Annotated in this window: 4 protein-coding genes; all 4 read right to left on the reverse strand. The window is 43.3% G+C overall.

Going from position 1 to position 22,484, the window contains the following annotated elements; genetic code table 11:
* Window positions 1-63: 63 nt before the first annotated feature.
* On the reverse strand, window positions 64-5,469 hold the full coding sequence (locus tag QUA43_RS19955) for an AAA family ATPase (RefSeq protein WP_333376035.1): 5,406 nt from the start codon (window positions 5,467-5,469) through the stop codon (window positions 64-66).
* A 61-nt stretch (window positions 5,470-5,530) separates the two neighbouring features.
* The gene (locus QUA43_RS19960) at window positions 5,531-11,368 is read right to left on the reverse strand and encodes an AAA family ATPase (protein WP_333376036.1); all 5,838 of its coding nucleotides are present in this window, start codon (window positions 11,366-11,368) and stop codon (window positions 5,531-5,533) included.
* A 65-nt stretch (window positions 11,369-11,433) separates the two neighbouring features.
* On the reverse strand, window positions 11,434-17,739 hold the full coding sequence (locus QUA43_RS19965; protein WP_333376037.1) for a protein kinase domain-containing protein: 6,306 nt from the start codon (window positions 17,737-17,739) through the stop codon (window positions 11,434-11,436).
* Between the two features lie 65 nt (window positions 17,740-17,804).
* Window positions 17,805-22,484, reverse strand: a 4,680-nt coding sequence (locus QUA43_RS19970; protein ID WP_333376038.1) for an ATP-binding protein, incomplete at its 5' end; no start/stop codon positions are given.

Raw genomic sequence — 22,484 nt, forward strand, 5'->3', positions numbered from 1 at the left:
TTGAGGATTTATGAGTGAGCGATCACTTACATGAGTCCGAATGCTAGGGAACAATTAACTTGTTTATGCCACCTTGATGGGTAAGGTGATGATAAATTCTGTTCCTTTTCCTAGTATAGAGTTAACGTTCAGGGAACCGCCATGTTTTTCCTCAACGATTTGACGAGCGATCGCCAATCCCAAACCAGTCCCTTTCCCGACTGCTTTGGTCGTAAATAAATGGTCAAATATTTTGGCTTTAACTTGTTCATTCATCCCCTGACCATTATCAGCGATACCAATTTTTACCTGGTGATCTACTAAGGAGGTTTGAATGGTAATGCGGTTGGGATTAGCCTTGATTTCTGCAAAGCTGCGATTTGTATTTGATTCTTCCAGTGCATCGATCGCATTGGCGAGAATGTTCATAAACACCTGGTTTAGCTGTCCGGGGAAGCATTCGATATCGGGAATATTCCCGTAGTATTTCACTACTTCAATAGCAGGTCGCAGATCGTTAGCTTTCAATCGATACTTGAGAATTAAAATCGTGCTGTCGATACCAGAGTGGATGTTAAAAGGAACTTTGTAGTCTTTGTCAGCCCTAGAAAAGGTGCGGAGTGAAGTGCTGATACCTTTGATGCGATCGCAGCCCAATTGCATCGAGTCAATCATTTTGGGCAAATCTTCGATGATATAGTCTAAATCGATATCTTCGGCATGGTCGGCAATGTTGGCAGCAGATGCTTGGGTGCGATACAAAGCTAGATGTTCTGTTAAGTCTTGAACCGTGTCTTTAGCTTCATTCAAATTGCCAGCAATAAAGCCAACGGGGTTATTAATTTCATGAGCCACGCCAGCAACTAAATTACCCAAAGCAGACATCTTTTCGCTTTGAATCATTTGCAATTGGGTTTGCTGCAAATCATGCAAGGCTCGCTCTAGCTGCTGGGAATAGGTTTGTGACTGCTCATAAAGTCGGGCATTTTCTAGGGAGATAGCAGCTTGAGCGCAAAGTAGATTCAGCAGTTCGACGCGATCGCTGGTAAACGCGCCTACCGTCAAGTTATTTTCCAAGTATAAAATCCCAATTAACTGCCCCTGATTCAGAATTGGGCTACAAAGGATGCTTTTAGGTTGGTGTTCTTGGATGTAAATATCTGCTGCCAATTGAGAACTTATCCGAGCATCTTCTAATACCAAAGGTAACAAAGTTCGCTTGACATTATTCACCAAACTAATTGCCAAATCTGAGCTAGATTCTAATGGAATTGATGGTAAAGCTTGTGGTGATTCTCCTTCTTTTATCAAGGCTACTATTTTTAAATCAATATCTTGTTTGAGGAGTAAGACACACTTATTTGCGCCACTATTAACAATAACTATTTCTAGGAGAGTAATTAAGAGTTTATTTAGTTCAATTTCTCCAGAAATTGCTTGAGAAGCTTTGAGTAAAGTTGCTAAATCTAGGACTTCAGAGGCACTACTAGAAGTGCGCGTAGAAGCGATCGTTCCCTGGTGGGCGATAGTTCCCTTGAAGGAAGTAGAGGAACGAGATTGCTGAATGAGGGGAGCGAGGAGTTGGGGATAGCGTTTTTCCAGATCGTCTACTTTAGCCTTAGCTCCCCAACGACTGTAAGCATAGTAAGCCTCGATCGCATAAAGTTGGGCAAATTTTTCTTTACCCCACTCTAGGTAAAATTTCGCCGCCAGTTCATTAGCTAGTGCTTCTTCGTTGAGGAATTGATGTTCTTTAGCTAGTTGGATGGCGCGATCGTACAAATCTACTGCGCCTGCTTTATTGCCTAAAACCCGTTGCCGTTCAGCCTCCACTAAATACCATTTATGCAAATAATTCATCGGGGCATTTTGCGCCCATTGATGCAGAATAGTTTGATGGGTTCCAGCTTGGGCAAGCATTTCGGCTTGCTCTGGTTGTGGCTGAGTGGGAAAGAGTACCAAGTACGTAAGTGCGGCATAAAAATGGAAAACGGGAACCACAAACATTCCCGATATCGCCATCAAATACAGCTTGACTTGGGTGATGTAGTCGAGGGCAGCTTGATAATTGCCCCATGAGTAGGCAAGCAGCAGTTTGTAGATGTAGGCAAGCGCGATCGGTATGAGATCGTTATCCTGCTGGTGCTTGGGCAGCATCACCGTTTCATCGTAGGCATTACCAATTAAGCAATCTGGTTGGTTGACCGTTTCTCTCAAATGCTTTATCGTTTGCCCAGTTATGCCCAAATAAATATGCGCCGAATCTTGTTTCATTTGAGCCAGAGCAGCACTGTAAACGGCGAATTCGGAGGCCAAAGTGTCTAGGTCTACACCTGCCAAAAGCGCAATAGTCATGCAAGCTGTCATGCTGTAGCCAGCAAAGAGAAAATCGCCTGTTTCCATACCTGCCGTGTAGCTATCTTTGAGCACCGGTATCGTTGCCAAGAGCGATTCTTGATGATGTTGAATGAGAGACCCAAACAGGTTTAGAGTGTTAGACTTCATGGACTGAGCATTCAACCTCTCCAGCAACGAGAGCGCTAATCTACCAAACTTGTAGCCTGCTTCGACTTCGCCCAAAAAGGTACACAGCACCATTCCATGAATCACATATCCTACTGTCGAGACGGGGGCATTGCCAAATTGGAGCGACAACCGCACCATCGTTGCGCCCAAGAGGGGCAGTAAACCTGGCATTCCCTGGATCACTGGTGTAGACAACACTCCTAACAGTTGCATCGCGGCTTGAGCAGTACGATCGCTCATCATCGGTAGGTCAATCAGCCCTGCAATTTCTCTGTCTTGGAGTTGGTGATTAAGGTCTTGTAAGGCTTTGCCAATCTTGGTTTCGTCTACTTCCGTCGGGAGTTCTACCCCCAATTGCGCTAGAGCCTCTCTTCCCACTGCGATCGCCCCTAACATTTGGCTTCTAGCCGTTAGTGCCGCAATTTGAATTTCGTAGATTTTCACCTTATCGAAAACTGTCTGAGCTGATTGCAACACCACTGCTGCCATCTCTTCCATGCCGTCGAGGTCAGCATTCAAATAAGCGGCTTCGGCGGAGGCAACATAGAGTTTTAGGGTCAATTCATACTGACTTTGCCAACAATTTATCTCTAGTAGCCCAATGCCCGTTTGCAGATAAACTCTTGCCGCAGCATAAGCTGTAGAATTTCTGGCTTTCTGTCCTGCTTTTAAATTAACTTGAGCTAAGGCTTGTCGTTTCTCGGCTTGAGTAATTAACTCAATTCCTCGATTCAAATGTCCGACAATATCAAACAATTTTTCCTCTTGTTTTATTTCTGAGGAATTTTGTTGAAGTAATTGTCCGATTTTGAGATGAGTTGCTTTTTTCTGTGAATCTGGAATCAGGGAATAAGCAGCTTGTTGGACGCGATCGTGCAGGAATTTATAATTGGCATTAGCAGCAGTTGGGTTAACCGTGGCGATCGCGTCACTTTGAGTGAAGAATTTATATACTTCGGTGGTGGGGACGAGCAAGCCTTCTTGTAACGCTTTCCACAAATCTGCCGCCGTTTCTTCAAATGATTTTTCTGAAACGATCGCCAAAGTAGCTAAATCAAACTGCGCTCCAATACAAGCTGCCAACTTCAACCCAGACTGAGTTGCGACCGGCAATTTCTGCAATTGCAGTGCCATAAACTCTACCACATCATCGGTGATAGCTAAGGCTCTGACCTTGGCAAGATCGCACTGCCAATGCTGAATATCCCAATTAAAACTTATTAACTTATCATCGTGTAAAGCTTTGAGAAATTGCGTTGCAAAAAAAGGATTTCCTTCGGTTTTTTGATAGACTAATTTGCTTAAAAATTGGGCAATACATAATTCGCAATTCAGTGTATCTGCCACTAACTGATTCACCTCAGATTGGTCGAGTGGTGGCAAAGTAATTGTCTTCACTGTCGCCCCAGTTTTGGCAATTTCATTTACTGTTAAACTGAAGGAATGGACGGGAGAAACTTCATTATCCCGATAAGCTCCTAATATTAAGAGATATCCTGTATCTTGCATCAATAATTTCAGCAAGTTCAAGGAAGCGGAATCTGACCATTGCAAGTCATCTAAAAACATCACTAAGGGATGCTCTTTACTGGTGAAGACTTGCACAAACTTTTGAAATAGTAAATTAAACCGATTTTGAGCAGCATTGCCTGATAATTCTGTCGCTGGTGGTTGTTTACCAATGATGTTTTCCAATTCAGGAATTACGTCAATTAATACTTGTCCGCTTTCTCCCACTGCTGCGAGAATTTGGGTTTTCCAGGTTTGTAGTTGCCGATCTGATTCTGATAATAATTGCCCCATTAAATCTCGAAATGCTTGCACAAATGCACTGAAGGGAATGTTGCGCTGAAATTGGTCATATTTGCCTTTAATAAAATAACCCCGTTGCCGCACAATGGGTTTATGCACTTCGTTGACAACTGCGGTTTTGCCAATCCCCGAAAATCCCGCCACTAGCATCATTTCTGTTGTGCCGATGCTGACTCTTTCAAATGCTTCCAGCAGGATTCTTACTTCTTGTTCTCGACCATAAAGTTTTTCGGGGAGCGTAAAGCGATCGAACACATCTCTTTGAGCAATGGGGAAATCATTAATTTTACCAGTTTCTTGAATTTGATGTAAACAATTTTCTAAATCAAACTTCAGTCCTAATGCACTCTGATATCGGTCTTCAGCATTTTTTGCCATCAATTTACTGACAACCTCTGAAAGTACAGATGGAATTTGTGGGTTAATTTCATGTACTAATGGCGATGCTTTGGCGATATGACAATGTACTAGCTCCATCGCATCGTTCGCTTGAAATGGTAATTCTCCTGTGAGTAATTCGTAGAAAGTTGCGCCCAAAGAATAAAAGTCAGTCCGATAGTCTATGCCTCGATTCATTCTCCCGGTTTGTTCGGGAGAGATATAGGCTAAGGTTCCTTCTAAGACATTGGGATTTTTGATTTCCTGGGTTTCTCGTGGTAGCAGAGAAGAAATACTAAAGTCAATTAATTTGACTTCTTTGGTTTCAAGATTAATGAGAATATTAGCAGGTTTAATATCTTTGTGAATGACGTGGTTTTGGTAGAGATAGTTGAGAATATCTGTCAGTTGTCTAGCGATTTGGAGAAATTCTGCTAAAGGTAAGGTTTTATTGATTTTGCTGATATCTTTTCTTATCTGGAGATAAATAGAGAGGGAGACTCCACCAAAATCTTCCATGACTAAGGCATAGCTATTGTGGTATACTTCTAAAGTCAGGGGTTTGATAATATGAGAAAAGTCAAGATTTTTAGTAATGGTATATTGGTTGCGAAATAGGACAAGTTCGTTGAAGCTGGGGTAGTCGTTTCGTAGTAGTTTGATAACTACTGGTTGTTGGTCGCTAATACGGATGCCTCGGTAGACAAGAGTACGAGTACCGAGATAAAGTTCTTCTGTTATTTGATAGCCTGACAAATTGGGGTACTGGCTCATAATTCGTTCGTCCTCTATTAGATAACACTTTAATTAGAATATTTGATTCTATTCTATTCTATTATTTGACAGGGAGAGTGATCTCAAACACACTACCCTCACTAGGTAGAGAATTAACGGTAATTTGTCCCAGATGTTTTTCGACTATAATTTGACGCGCGATCGCCAATCCCAATCCCGTGCCTTTCCCTACCGCTTTTGTCGTAAACAAATGGTCAAAAATCTTTGATTTGACTGATTCAGTCATCCCGCGACCATTATCAGCAATACTAATTTTTACCTGATTATTTACTAAGGTAGTTTGAATGGTAATGCGATTAGAATTAGCCTTGATTTCTGCAAAGATGCGATTTGTATTGAATTCATCTAAGGCATCGATCGCATTGGCCATAATGTTCATAAACACCTGGTTAAGCTGTCCGGGGAAGCATTCGATCGCTGGAATACTTCCGTAGTCTTTCACTACTTCAATAGCGGGTCGCAGATCGTTAGCTTTCAATCGATATTTAAGAATTAAAAGCGTGCTATCTATCCCCTCGTGGATATTAAAAGGAACTTTGTAGTCTTTGTCAGCGCGAGAAAAGGTGCGGAGTGAAGTGCTGATATCTTTGATGCGATCGCATCCCAGTTGCATCGAATCAATCATTTTGGGCAGGTCTTCGATGATATAGTCTAAATCAATCTCGACCGCATGGTCGGCAATGTTGGCAGCAGATGCTTGGGTGCGATACAAAGCTAGATGTTCTGTTAAGTCTTGAACTGTGCGTTTGGCTTCATTCAAATTGCCAGTTAGGAAGCCGACGGGGTTATTAATTTCATGAGCAACGCCAGCAACTAAGTTTCCCAAAGCTGACATCTTTTCGCTTTGAATCATTTGCAATTGGGTTTGTTGCAAGTTTCGTAAAGCTTGTTCTAATTCCTGAGATTTTTGGAGGATGGCGGCTTCTGCTTGTTTGCGATCGCTAATATCCAAAAATAATCCATCCCAAACCATAGACCCATCGGCAAATCTTTGGATTCTAGATTCCCCATGAATCCACTTGATAATTCCAGAGGGTGTAATAATTCGTCCTGACCATCGCCAGGGAGATATGGTTTGAATGGCTTGAGTTTGGGACTCTAGAAAACTTGCGATGTCTTCTGGATGCACCATATTGTTGAAAAACTGCCAATTCGACATGGCTTGCTCTGGGGTAATTTCGAGCAAGCTGTAACAGTCGGTACTAATGTAGCTCAACGATATAACCCCATCGGCACTCATGCGATATTGATAAACTACCCCAGGCACATTGTCTACCAGGTTATGGAAGCGAGAATTACCAGCACTCAACTCATTGAGTGATTCCTCTAGCTGTTGGGCATAGGTTTGTGACTGTTCATAAAGTCGGGCATTTTCTAGGGAGATAGCAGCTTGAGCGCAAAGTAGATTGAGGATCTCGACGCGATCGCTCGTGAACGCCCCCGTAACTAAATTATTTTCTAGATATAAAATGCCCCGCAACTTCCCTTGATGCAAAATCGGGCTGCACAAAATACTCTTCGGCTGCTGACGCATGATATACGGGTCATTTATTAAGGTCGGCTCGGCAGTCGCATCCAGCAGCACAACAGTCTGCCGATCGTGCTTGACTTTGTAAATTAGTCTGTGGGGAATTTCCTGACTCTCTTCAACCAGTAGGCGCTGCAACACGACCGGCTCTGACCCCAGGGTAATTGACCCTTTAATTAGCAGGCTATCGTCTCGCAACAGCATTAACACGCATTTATCGGCTCCAGCATTTTCGATGACGATCTCAAGCAACGATGAAAGTAGTTTTTCGAGTTCGATTTCGCCGGAAATAGCATGAGAAGCTTTGAGGATGGCACAGAGGTCGAGGGAATTGGAGACAGTGGAGGAGGAACTGGTGGAGGTGACGGTTCCTACTGCAAAGACGGTTTCGTTGACCGAGAGGGCAGAGTGAGCTTGCCCGAGGATAGGAGCCAGCAGTTGCCCGTAGCGACGTTCTAGGTCTGCAACTTTGGCTTTGGCTCCCCAGCGAGCATAGCCGTAGTAGGCTTCAATTATGTAGGCGATCGCGACTTTTTCTTTGCCCCAGTCGAGATAAAATTTGGCGGCTAGTTCATTGGCTAAAGCCTCTTCTTGGATGTAGCCATTGGCTTTAGCTCCAGCGATCGCGCGATCGTACAGATCGATCGCTTCTGCTCTGTTACCTAAAATGCAGCACCGTAGTGCTTCTACCAGAAAATACTTGTGTTGATAATTGATTGGTGCAGCACTGACATAGATGGCTAGTTTTGCTTGGTTAGTTTCAACCTGAGAGAGAAGTTTTACTTGCTGCGAAGGATCGACCTTTGGATAAAGTGTGAGACGAGCTAATGAATCATAGTAATAATAAACTGGTGCAGAAGGCATTCCCAGACCAGCTTGAAGATATTTTTCTCCTGCATCTCCATCCTGAATTGCAACAGCAATATCTCTAAACAAGAAGCTCAACATCAACTTACACAGATAAAATAGATGGAGGGCTAATTGATCGTTTTCTTTACAGATTCTTGATACATACTCCGCTTCATCCCTAGCATCACTACCAAGACAGCTTGGAGTTTCGCTAAACTCAGTAAGATTTTTGATAGAATAACGCAGGATATGTGCCCAACTTAAAAAATGTTGACTTGTTGCAAACTTTGCTTGATAAATAGCAAGTTCTTCTAGTAATGTTTCTAGCCCCTCTGCACCACTTAAATAGGTGTACATTAACCTAAACGAAGTGGAAACAAGTGAGTGAACTGAATCTCCTGTTTCTAATCCAACTTGATAGGACTCTTTCAATAAATTAATCGCTTGTTGAATGCTTTCTCGATTTGATTGATTAAAGGCAGCAACCTTAAACTGAGTCATGCTTTGAACCGATTTATCAGAGAATTTATCCATAATTTTAAGTGCTAGCTGTCCAAATTGATAGCCTTCTTCTAGCTTATTCAACACACTGCTGACAATAATTCCAAAATCTGCGTATCCCGGTGCAGAACAAGGTGAATTACCGTATTTAAGCGATAAATTGACTTCTTCACAGGCAATAATTGGAAAAAGGTGGGGAGCTACCTGATGCACGGACGGAACAAGGCTAGTCATAATTCGTAAAGCAGCTAAAGCATTCGCATCTTGCATGACTGGGCAGTTTACTAACTCTTCGATTGCATAACTCGGTAAAGATGCCAGTGTATTTTCGACGTACTGTTGAATTTCTAAAGGGGTGACAGACTCAGGAAAACTTACCCCCAATTTCTGAAGGATTTCTCGACCAACCGTAATCGCCTGAAGCTGTTGATTTTGTACCTTATATGCTTGGAGTTTGACCTCATATACTTTCACCTGTCCAAGTAAGGTAGTAGTTTGTTGTAACACAACCTGAATCAGAGATTCCATCTGCTCAAAATCACAATTGAGCAATGCGACTTCTGCCGCTTCCTCGTACAAGCTTTGCCTCAGATTAGGATTAACATCCCAATCACTTGCCCTTAATAGCTGTATTCCCTGAGCGAGGTAATTTTGTGCTGCGCTATAGGCAGTTGATTCTTTGGCTTTGCGACCTGCCCTCAGATTTAATTGAGCATACTGCTCACACTGAGCGAGTGAGGAAAGAAGTGAAATACCATAATTTAACTGATTGACAATCTCAAAAATCCGTTCATTTTGTTGCGCTTTGTCACTATTTTGTAAAAGCAGTTGTCCAATGGCAAGATGAGTCAGTTGTTTCTGTTCCTCTGGAATCAACAAATAGGCAGCTTGTTGAACCCGATCGTGTAAAAACCGATAAGTCGGATTGGCTGAGGCTGGCAAAACTTCTTCACTATCCGATTGTGTAAAAAATTTATAGATTCTGGTAGTGGGAATTAATAAGCCTTCTTGTAATGCTTCCCATAAAATTATAGCTGTTGTTTCTACAGATTTCTCACTAACAATTATTAAAGTATTCAAATCAAACTCGGCTCCAATACAAGCCGCTAGTTTGAGAATATTTTGAGTCTCTGTCTGCAATTTCTGTAATTGCAATGCCATAAACTCTACTACATCATCAGTAATTGCTAAGGCTTTGACTTTGGCAATATCGCACTGCCAATGGCAAATGTCCCAATCAAAACTAATTAACTTATCATCATGTAAGACTTTGAGAAACTGGGTTGCAAAGAAAGGATTTCCTTGGGTTTTCTGATAAACTAATTTAGTCAAAAGCTCGGTCAGGGATAATTGGCAATTCAGCGTATCTGCTACCAAGCAATTCATGTCTGATTCCCTTAACGGTGGCAAGGTCATTGTATTGACTGTTGCTCCAGTTTTGACAATCTCATCTACAGTTAAAATAAATGGATGTACTGGTGAGACTTCATTATCGCGATAAGCTCCTAATACTAATAAATATTTCGTATCTTGTAGCAGTAATTTTAATAAATTCAGGGAGGCAGAATCTGCCCATTGCAAGTCATCCAAAAACATTACTAAGGGATGTTCTTGATGAGTGAAAACTTGCACAAACTTTTGCAATAGGAGGTTAAACCGATTTTGGGCAGCACTGCCTGATAGTTCTGTGGCTGGTGGCTGTTTGCCAATGATGTTTTCTAACTCAGGAATTACGTCAATTAAGACTTGTCCATTTTCTCCCACTACTAATATAATTTGATTTTTCCAGGTTTGCAATTTGGCATCTGATTCAGATAGTAATTGCCCCATTAAGTCGCGGAAAGCTTGCACAAAGGCACTAAAGGGAATGTTGCGTTTAAATTGGTCATATTTGCCTTTGATAAAATAACCCCGTTGCCGGACAATGGGTTTATGTACTTCGTTAACTACGGCAGTTTTTCCAATTCCAGAAAATCCCGCCACTAGCATGATTTCGGTGTTACCTGTGCTGACTCTTTCAAAGGCAGCTAATAGTTGATTTACTTCGTTTTCTCGTCCGTAGAGTTTTTCGGGGATGGTAAAGCGATCGCTTACATCTTTTTGAGCAATTTCAAAGTATTCAATTTGACCGATTTCTTGAATTTGAGTTGAACATTTTTCTAAATCAAACTTCACTCCTAATGCACTCTGATAGCGGTCTTCGACATTTTTTGCCATCAACTTGCTAACTATTTCTGATAGTACAGGCGGGATTTGTGGGTTGATTTCATGTACTAATGGTGCGGTTTTAGCAATATGACAATGCACCAACTCCATCGGATCGTTTGATTGAAAAGGTAACTCTCCTGTGAGTAATTCGTAAAAAGTAACTCCTAATGAATAAAAATCTGTGCGATAGTCAATCCCCCGATTCATTCTGCCTGTTTGTTCTGGGGATATATAGCTAAGCGTCCCTTCTAATACATTAGGATTGATCGGTGTTTGGGTTTCTCTTGGCAGCAAGGAGGCGATACTAAAGTCAATTAATTTAACTTGTTTGGTTTCGGGGTTAATTAAGATATTGCTGGGTTTAATGTCTTTGTGAATGATGCGCTCGCGGTACAATATATCTAAGGTATTGCAGAGGGCGATCGCGACTTCTAAAAATTCTCTCAATGAGAATGCGTTTTTCCATTTGACTGCCCATTCCTGAAGAGAAATCCCCCCAAAGTCTTCCATCACTAACGTATAGCCTTTTTTATAGGGTTCCAGGCTGTAGGTTTGGACGATCAGAGGTGAATTAAGGTTTTTGGCAATAGTATATTGATTACGAAACTGCACCAATTCGCTAAAGGTGGGATAGTCATTTTTTAGGAGTTTGATGACGACAGGTAATTGGTCTGAATTACGGATAGCCCGATATACCAAGGTGCGACTTCCTGAATAAACTGTGGAGATAATTTGATAGTTGGGAATTTTAATATTTGTAGGAGTGTCGCTATTTTTGTCAAAGTTATTCATGGCTATTGTTGTTTGATAATTGATGAGTGAGTGCTTGCTTAAATAAGTCTGAAGAAGAGAGAGTCTTAACTTTTTTGTTCGGTGTGAGTGGGCAAGGTGACGATCAATTCAGTTTCTGTTCCCAGTCGAGAGTTGACGTGAAGGGAACCGCTATGTTTTTCGACGACGATTTGACGAGCGATCGCCAATCCCAAACCAGTCCCTTTCCCGACTGCTTTGGTCGTAAATAAATGGTCAAATATTTGGGCTTTAACTTGTTCATTCATCCCCTGACCATTATCAGCGATACTAATTTTTACCTGGTGATCTACTAAGGAGGTTTGAATGGTAATGCGGTTGGGATTAGCCTTGATTTCTGCAAAGCTGCGATTTGTATTTGATTCTTCCAGTGCATCGATCGCATTGGCGAGAATGTTCATAAACACCTGGTTTAGCTGTCCGGGGAAGCATTCGATATCGGGAATATTCCCGTAGTCTTTCACTACAACGATTGCGGGTCGCCGATCGTTGGCTTTCAATCGATATTTGAGAATTAAGATCGTGCTGTCGAGGCCAGAGTGGATATTAAAAGGAACTTTGTAGTCTTTGTCAGCCCTAGAAAAGGTGCGGAGTGAAGTGCTGATATCTTTGATGCGATCGCAGCCCAATTGCATTGAATCAATCATTTTGGGCAGGTCTTCTATGATATAGTCTAAATCGATATCTTCGGCATGGTCGGCAAGCTCTGTTTCCGGGGCGCGAGAGCGATAGAGATTGAGATGCTCTACTAACTCTTGAACTGTAGATTTAGCTTCATTCAAATTGCCAGTTAGGAAGCCGACGGGGTTATTAATTTCATGGGCAACGCCAGCAACTAAGTTTCCCAATGCCGACATTTTCTCACTTTGGACGATTTGTAATTGGGCTTGTTGTAAAGATTGTAGAGCTTGTTGGAGTTCTTGAGATTTTTGCAAGATGGCTGACTCAGCTTGTTTGCGATCGCTGATGTCTCTAATAATCGTAGAAAAATACTCTAACTCCCCATCATTCGATTTGTGGGCAAGCACAACTTGAGAAACGGGAATTTCCCCTCCATGTCCATCAAAAACTGCCGTCTCACCCATCCAAATTCCAGAGCGGATAGCTTCGGGTAATCCCTGATTTCCAATTATCTCTAGCGCCCACGCCGGGTGATAGTGAGAGATTTCAGAACCCTTTGCTACTGCCTCATGTTCTAAACCTAAAAGATTACGCCATGCCCGGTTGAGATAAAGATTTCTACCCGTTGGATCGGCAGTGCCAATCAAGTCAGATGTACTTTCCAGAATTGCCAACAGGCGGGTTTGTTCAGCTTCAATGTTTTTGCGATCGCTAATATCCATCACCACCCCATCCCATAGGATCGATCCATCAGCTAGCCGCTCTGGTCTAGCAGCAGATTGAATCCATTTCACGGTTCCAGAAGGTAGAATAATACGCCATTCTTGTTCAAATGGTGTCAGATTTTGGGCAGAGTAAGCGATTGCTTTTTCAATCGCTGGGTTATCGTCAGGATGATGCAGATCGTAAAGACTAAACTTTCCTGTCATCACCAATTCTGGCTCTACCTCATACAAGTCAAAACAACCAGAACTAACGTAGGATGTTGAAATTGAACCATCTGGCCCCAGACGAAATTGGTACACCATCCCCGGGATATTATTCGCCAAATTTTGAAAGCGGGTTTCAGTAGCCTGCAATTTTACTAAAGATTGTGTTAACTCTTGTGCATAGTTCTGGGAATTTCGATAAAGTCGCGCATTTTCCAAAGAAATTGCCGCCTGAGCGCAGAGTAAATTGAGCAGTTCGACGCGATCGCTTGTAAATGCCCCCGTTGCTAAATTATTCTCCAGATATAAAACGCCTAGAAACTTACCTTGATGTAAAATCGGGCTGCACAAGATACTATGAGGCTGCTGACGAATAATATACGGGTCATTGGCTAAAGTCGGATCGGCACTTGCATCCAGCAGCACAATAGTTTGCCTTTCATGCTTCACTTTATAAATTACCTTCAGGGGAATATCCTGAGAGTCCTCAATGGGAAGGTGCTGCAACACGACTGGCTCCGCACCCCCGATAATTGACCCTTCGATCCACAGGCGCTCCTCTTGTAAGAGCATTAACACGCACTTATCAGCCCCCGCATTTTCGATGACGATAGAAAGCAACGATGAAAGCAGTTTGGACAATTCGATTTCGGCAGAAAGAGTTTGGGAAGCTTTGAGAATGGCAGCTAAATCTAGAGCAGTAGAGACACTGCTACTGCTGGAAATGGGAGAACAGGTGGAGGTGACACTTCCCAATGTGAAGAGAGTTTCGTGAGGGGAAAGGGGAGAACGGGTTTGCTGGAGGATGGGAGCCAGTAGTTGCCGATAGCATTTTTCTAAGTCGGCGACTTTAGCTTTTGCTCCCCAACGAATGTAGCAGTAGTAGGCTTCTTGCATATAGATTTGGGCAATTTTTTCTTTACCCCAGTTGAGATAAAATTTCGCGGCTAGTTCATTGGCAAGGGCTTCCTCCTGGAGATATTCGTTGGCTTTGGCTCCAGCAATTGCCTTGTCGTATAACTCAATTGCTTCTGCTTTTTGTCCTAAAACTCGGTATTTTTCTGCCTTGATCAAGTCAACTTTATGTTGGTGATTCATGGGAGCATGATGCGCCCATTGAGTAATATTCGTTTGATGAATTTCCATCAGGAGCAGAGTGTCTGCTTGCTCAATTTCTGACTCCATAGAGCATAGTGCCAGGTAGGTTAACCCAGCATAGAAATGAAAAACCGGAATTTGAATCATTCCTGTTGCTGCCATCAAATAGCGGTTAGCTTGGGTAAGGTAGTCTAGGGCAGTGGTGTAGTTGCCAAAAATATAGGCAAGCATCAGTTTATAGATATAGACAACAGCAAGGATAGTGAGTTCGTTATTTTGATGCTGCTTAGGAAACATCACCGTTTCATCGTAGGCAGTACCGATTAATAAATCCGGTTGGTTGACAATTTCCGTCAAGTTCTGCACCGTCTGTTGTGTTGCCTTTAGGTAAGCCAGAGGAGAATCTTGCTTCAGAGTGGCTAATACAACACAGTAATTTTCTATTTCTAGTACCCAATCGTCCAGAGCCACTCCCCCGAATAGATGATCGTAAAAACAAATAGCGATACTGTAGCCAGCATCGAGGAAATCACCTGTTTCCATCCCCGCTAGATAGCTATCTTTGAGCGTTAGTATCGCTGACCTTAGTTTTTCTTGACGATGCTGAAGAAAAGCGCCAAAAAAAAGTAAAGCGGAGGGCTTGAATTCCTGTATATTCAACTCATTGACTAAGCTCAGTGCTAGTCGCCCAAAGTCATAACCTGTTTTTACTTGTCCTAAAAAAGAAGACAATACCATGCCGTAACCTACATATCCGATTGTTGATGCAGGCGCATTTCCAAATTGGAGAGATAGACTCACCATTGTGGAGCAATACAAAGGTAGCAAGGCAGGACACGCTGCAAAAATCGCTGAAAACAACATGGCTAATAGTTGCATCGCTGCAATTGTCTCTGAGTCGCTCATTGCAGGGAGGTTAATCAGTTCTGAAATCTGTTTGCCCTGAAGGCGATCGCCAAGGGTTTGTAGTACTTTGCCTGTCAAGGCTTCATCAGGTTCAGATGAGAACTCAACCCCCAATTCTACCAGCGCATTTTTGCCGACAGATATTGCTTCTAACATCTGACTCTGGGCTGTCAGTGCGCTGATTTGGATCTGATAAATTTTCACTCGGTCTAGTATGGTTTGAGCGGATCGCAACACCAGTGCTGCCATCTGTTCCATTTCCTCAAAATCACCATTCAAATAGGCAACTTCAGCCGATGCAACATACAGATTTAAAGTTAATTCATACTGATGTTGCCAGCAGTCTAGCTGTAATAACTCAATCCCTGTTTGTAGATAAACCCTGGCTGCGGCGTAAGCTGTGGAATTTCTCGCCTTCACTCCCGCTTGTAAATTTAGTTGAGCTAATGCTTGGCGAGCGCTCGGTTGAGTCATTAACTCAATTCCTAAATTCAAATGCCCGACAATATCAAATACCTTTTCCTCTTGCTCGATATTGGATAAGCTTTGTTGGAGTAATTGTCCGATTTTGAGATGAGTTGCTTGTTTTTGGTCTGAGGGAATCAGAGAATAGCTTGCTTGTTGTACTCGGTCATGTAAAAATTTGTAGGCAACAGTTTCTTGATTTTCTTGATAAACTCCTTGACTTTCTTCCCCAACATAGAATTTATAAATATCACTAATCGGTAAAACTAGCCATTCTTGTAAGGCTTTCCATAAACTTGCCGCCGTTTCTACCTCGGAGTGTTCCCAAACAATTCCTAAAGTTGTCAGATCGAATTGATTGCCAATACAAGCTGCTAATTTTAACACTTCTTGAGTTTCGGCTGGCAATTTTTGCAATTGTAATGCCATAAACTCCACCACATCCGAGGTCAGTGCTTGCCGACGTACCTGAGCAATATCGCATTGCCAACCACCCAACTCTAAATCAAATTGAATGAATCCATCTTGATACAATGCTTTGAGAAACTGTGTCGCAAAAAATGGATTTCCTTGAGTTTTCTGGAAAACTAATTGAGTCAGGGGCAATGCTAAATTTTCGGAACATTTTAACGTATCAGCTACTAATTGATTGGCTTGTAATTGACTCAAGGGTGTTAAGGTAATCGTATTAATTGTGAAGAGTGTTTTTTGCATCTCACTCAAAGTCAACATCAAGGGATGTCCTGGATTAACTTCATTATCGCGATAGGCTCCAATAATAAAAAGATGACTAGTATCAGCCATTAAAACCTGCATTAAGTTCAGGGAAGCTGAATCGGCCCATTGCAAATCATCAAGAAACATTACTAATGGATGTTCTGGACTGGTAAAAACTTGGGTGAATTTTTGAAACAATAAATTAAAGCGATTTTGAGCGGCTGTTCCTGATAATTCCACTGTGGTTGGTTGTTGACCAATAATTCTTTCTAGTTCGGGGATAACTTCAATAATGACTTGTCCATTTTCCCCGACAGCTTCTAATATTTTACTTTTCCATTTCTGAATCTGTGCATCACTTTCTGTTAACAATTGCCCCATTAAATCTCGGAATGCTTGGACAAAGGCACTGAAGGGAATATTGCGTTGAAATTGATCGTATTTACCTTTGATAAAATAACCGCGTTGCCGCACAATTGGTTTATGAACTTCGTTAACAACTGCTGTTTTTCCAATTCCGGAAAAACCCGCTACCAACATCATTTCTACCCCCCTATGTCCCCCCTTGGTAAGGGGGGATTCAGGGGGGTGTCCCCCCTTACCAAAGGGGGATTCAGGGGGGTTCGCAACTCTTTCAAAGGCTTCTAGTAGAGTTGCTACCTCGGTTTCTCTTCCATAGAGTTTATCGGGGATAATGAAGCGATCGCTTACATCTTTTTGAGCAATTTCTAAGTATTCAATTTGACCAATTTCTTGAATTTGAGTTAAACATTTCTCTAAATCATACTTCACTCCCAATGCACTCTGATAGCGATTTTCGAGATTTTTTGCCATCAACTTACTAACTATTTCTGATAGTACAGGTGGGCTTTGTGTGTTGATTTCATGTACTAAGGGTGCGGTTTTAGCAATATGACAATGCACCAACTCCATCGGATCGTTTGATTGAAAAGGTAACTCTCCTGTGAGTAATTCGTAAAAAGTAACTCCTAATGAATAAAAATCTGTGCGATAGTCAATCCCCCGATTCATTCTGCCTGTTTGTTCGGGAGAAATGTAAGCTAGTGTCCCTTCTAACACATTGGGATTAATTAGTGTTTGGGTTTCTCGCGGTAGCAAGGAAGCAATACTAAAGTCGATTAATTTAACTTGTTTGGTTTCGGGGTTAATTAAAATATTGCTGGGTTTGATATCTTTATGAATAATCCGCTCGCGGTAGAGTAAATTCAATGTGTCACACAGTGCGATCGCGACTTCTAAAAATTCTCTCAATGAGAATGCGTTTTTCCCTTTGACTGCCCATTCCTGAAGAGAAATCCCCCCAAAGTCTTCCATCACTAACGTATAGCCTTTTTTATAGGGTTCCAGGCTGTAGGTTTGGACGATCGAAGGTGAATTAAGGTTTTTGGCAATGGTGTATTGATTGCGAAACTGCACCAATTCGCTAAAGGTGGGATAGTCATTTTTTAGGAGTTTGATGACGACAGGTAATTGGTCTGAATTACGGATAGCCCTATATACCAAGGTGCGACTTCCTGAATAAACTGTGGAGATAATTTGATAGTTGGGAATTTTAATATTTGTAGGAGTGTCGCTATTTTTGTCAAAGTTATTCATGGCTATTGTTGTTTGATAATTGATGAGTGAGTGCTTGCTTAAATAAGTCTGAAGAAGAGAGAGTCTTAACTTTTTTGTTCGGTGTGAGTGGGCAAGGTGACGATCAATTCAGTTTCTGTTCCCAGTCGAGAGTTGACGTGAAGGGAACCGCTATGTTTTTCGACGACGATTTGACGAGCGATCGCCAATCCCAAACCAGTCCCTTTCCCGACTGCTTTGGTCGTAAATAAATGGTCAAATATTTTGGCTTTAACTTCTTCATTCATCCCCTGACCATTATCAGCGATACTAATTTTTACCTGGTGTTCTACTAAGGAGGTTTGAATGGTAATGCGGTTGGGATTAGCCTTGATTTCTGCAAAGCTGCGATTTGTATTTGATTCTTCCAGTGCATCGATCGCATTGGCGAGAATGTTCATAAACACCTGGTTTAGCTGTCCGGGGAAGCATTCGATATCGGGAATATTCCCGTAGTATTTCACTACTTCAATAGCAGGTCGCAGATCGTTGGCTTTCAATCGATATTTGAGAATTAAAATCGTGCTATCTATCCCCTCGTGGATATTAAAAGGAACTTTGTAGTCTTTGTCAGCCCTAGAAAAGGTACGGAGCGTCGTGCTGATATCTTTGATGCGATCGCACCCCACTTTCATGGAGTCAATCATTTTGGGGAAGTCTTCGATGATATAGTCTAGATCGATATCGACCGCATGGTCTGCAATCTCTGTTTCTGAGGCGCGATCGCGATAGAGATTGAGATGCTCCACTAAGTCTTGCACCGTTTGCTGGGTTTCATTCAAATTGCCCCAAATAAAGCCGACGGGGTTGTTGATTTCATGAGCAACACCTGCTACCAGATTTCCGAGTGATGCCATTTTTTCGCTTTGCACCATTTGCAGTTGGGTGTTCTGCAAATCTGCCAGAGTCTGTTCGAGTTCCTGTGATTTTTGAATCACCACTGCTTCTGCTTGCTTGCGATCGGTAATATCAATCAGCATTCCATCCCAAACGATTTCTCCGTCTTCTCTACGTTCTGGCTGAGAAGCGGCTTTCACCCATTTCACATTCCCATTGGGAGTAATAATCCGCCACTCATGTTGAAATGGGGTGAGCGTTTGAGCAGACTCGATAACTGCCTGAAATGCCTCTGCTCGATCGTCGGGATGTTCAAAATCGCGTAGGCTGTATTTTCCTACCATCATATCCTCTGCCGCCACTTCATAGAGTGTTTGACATCCAGAACTGACGTAGGGCACTGAAGCAGAACCATCGGCTTGAATCCGAATCTGATAAATCAAGCCAGGCACGTTGTTGGCAAGTTTCTGAAAGCGGGCTTCACTAATCTTTAACTCTTCCAGAGACTGTTCTAGCTGTTGAGCATAGTTCTGCGATCGCTCATAAAGTCGGGCATTTTCTATAGAAATTGCCGCTTGAGCGCAAAGTAAATTGAGCAGTTCGACGCGATCGCTCGTGAATGCCCCCTGCGCTAAATTATTTTCTAGATATAAAATGCCCAGCAATTTCCCTTGATGCAAAATCGGGCTACACAAGATACTCTTCGGCTGCTGACGCATGATATATGGGTCATTTATTAAAGTCGGCTCGGCAGTCGCATCCAGCAGCACAACAGTCTGCCGATCGTGCTTGACTTTGTAAATTAGTCTGTGAGGAATTTCCTGACTCTCTTCAACCAGTAGGCGCTGCAACACGACCGGCTCTGACCCCAGGGTAATTGACCCTTTAATTAGCAGGCTATCGTCTCGCAACAGCATTAACACGCATTTATCGGCTCCTGCATTTTCGATGACGATTGAAAGCAACGATGAAAGTAGTTTGGACAGTTCGATTTCGCTGGAAATAGCATGAGAAGCTTTGAGGATGGCACAGAGGTCGAGGGAATTGGAGACAGTGGAGGAGGAACTGGTGGAAGTGACGGTTCCCACTGCAAAGACAGTTTCGTTGACCGAGAGGGCAGAGTGGGCTTGCCCAAGGATAGGAGCCAGCAGTTGCCCGTAGCGACGTTCTAGGTCTGCAACTTTGGCTTTGGCTCCCCAGCGAGCATAGCCGTAGTAGGCTTCAATCAGGTATTCCCCAGCGATGCGTTGTTTGTTCCATTCCAGATAGAATTTGGCGCTGAGTTCATTGGCTAAGGCTGCATCGTTGGTGAACTGATGCTTTTGAGCCAGCGCGATCGCCTGGTCATAATGCTCAATGGCAGCGGCTTTGTCACCCAATACCCGATATCGCTCTGCTTCCACCAGATGCCATTTGTGCAAGTGATTCATCGGGGCATTGTGCGCTGATTGGTGCAGAGCCGCTTGATGGGTGGCAGCCACAGTCAGCAGTTCAGTTTGCTCTGGTTCTGACCTGGTGGGTACAAGTGCCAGATGCGTCAGCGCCGCATAAAAATGGAAAATGGGAATAAAAACCGTTCCCGATAGTACCATCCAACAAGGCTTGAGTTGGATGAGGATATCGAGAGCAGCCGGATAATTGCCACATGAGTAGGCAAGCAGCAGTTTGAAGATGTAGACAACGACAATCATCATCAGTTCGTTATCCTGCTGGTGCTTGGGCAGCATCACGGTTTCATCATAGGCAGTACCGATGAGGCGATCGGGCTGGCTCACCGTTTCTCGCAAATTCTGTACCGTTTGCCACGTCATTTCCAAAAGAAAACGCGCTGAATCATTGTTCATCTGAGCCATAGCAGCACTGTAAGCTGCTAATTCGGGTTCCAACAGGTCTAGTTCTACACCTGCGAAAAAAGCCAGATGGGAGTAGCTCCCGATGTCGTAGCCCGCACTGAGCAGATTTCCTGTTTCCATACCTGCCTTGTAGCTCTCTTTCAAGGTCACAAGTGCTGCCCGCAAAGCTTCCTGGTGAGGTTGAATGAAAAACCCAAACATCCCCAAAGTGATGCACTTCATGCTTTGAGTATTCAACCGCTCCAGCACCGCAAGTGCTAATCGACCAAACTTATAGCCAGTTTCAACTTCGCCCAAAAAAGCACACAGCACCATGCTATGGGTCACATAGCCGATCGTTGAAGCGGGGGCATTACCAAACTCCAGGGATAACCGCACCATCGTCGCGCCCAACAGAGGCAGCAATCCTGGCATCCCCTGGTACACGGCTGAAAATAACCTTCCTAACAGTTGGATGGCCGCTTGAGCATTGGGGTCGCTCATCGCGGGCAAATCAACCAGTTCGGCAATTTCTCTGCCGCTTAGTTGCTGGTTTAGCTGCTGTAAAGCACTGCTAATCTGGGCTTTGTCTGCTTCTGTCGGGAAATCTACCCCCAATTGCTTCAGTGCCTCAGTACCAACTGCGATCGCCTGCAATGTTTGGTTACGAGCCGTGTGTGCGGCGATTTGAATTTCGTAGATTTTCACTTGATCGAGAATCGTTAGTGCCTGCTGCAAGACACATGTGGCAAGCTGCTCCATTTCCTCAAAGTCACTATTCAAGTAACTGGCTTCGGCGGCGGCTAAATACAGATTGAGCGTCAATTCGTACTGAGTTTCCCAGCAGTCTGGCGAAAGTAACTCCAGCCCGCTTTGCAAATAAACCCTTGCGGCAGCATAAGCGGTCGCACTTCTGGCCTTAGTTCCAGCTTTCAAGTTCAGTTGTGCTAGAGTTTGCCGTTCCTGTGGTGGCGCGATTAACTCTATGCCTAAATTCAAATGCCCGACAATATCAAATAACTTGTCTTCTCGGTCTACTTCGGAGAGCTTTTGCTGGAGCAATTGTCCAATTTGCAGGTGGGTTGCTTGTTTGTTGTCAGCGGGAATTAAAGAATAGGCGGCTTGCTGGACGCGATCGTGCAAAAATCGATAGGTCGGATTAACCGTATCCTCTGCCTCAGACTGTCCCGCACCCTGAAAAAACTTGTAAATCTGACTCGTGGGTAAAATCAAGCCTTCCTGCAAGGCTTTCCACAATGCTGTTGCGGCATCGGTTGGCGATTTTTCTGAAATGATCGCCAATGTTTCCAGATCGAACTGTGCCCCCACACAAGCAGCTAGCTTCAGTATCTCTTGAGTGGCTTCTGGCAACTTTTGTAATTGCAGCGCCATGAACTCCACCACATCCGAAGTGAGCCAGAGCGATCGCACAGCTATCATATCGCACTGCCAGTGTCCGACTTGCCGATCGTAGGCAATGTAGCCCTCCTGATGCAGGGCTTTGAGAAACTGCGTGGCAAAGAAAGGGTTGCCTTTGGTTTTTTGATAGATTAACTCAGTCAGCGGTTGCGCTAGAGCTGTGGAACAACTGAGGGTATCGGCAACCAAATGATTGACGTGAGATTGACTTAATGGAGCGAGGGTAAGGGTGTTGATGGTGGCTGAGTCTTTCTTCATCTCCTCCAATGTCAGCATTAGTGGATGAGTGGGGAAGACTTCATTATCTCGGTATGCCCCGATCGTCAGCAGATAGCCTACCTCGCTTTGACTCATCAGCACTTGCATGAGCTTCAATGATGCTGAATCGGCCCATTGCAAGTCATCGAGGAACATCACTAAAGGATGTTCTGCTGTAGCGAACACCGCAATGAATTTTTGGAATAGCAAGTTGAAGCGGTTCTGGGCAGCACTACCACTGAGTTCAGGAGCAGCAGGTTGTTTGCCGATAATCTGTTCGAGTTCGGGAATGACTTCAATAAGAACTTGCCCGTTTTCACCCAAAGCTGAGAGGATTTTGTCTTTCCACTGCGCTACCTGAGAATCACTTTCACTCAATAG

This window comes from Microcoleus sp. N9_B4 (assembly GCF_036701635.1).
Taxonomy (GTDB): domain Bacteria; phylum Cyanobacteriota; class Cyanobacteriia; order Cyanobacteriales; family Microcoleaceae; genus Microcoleus.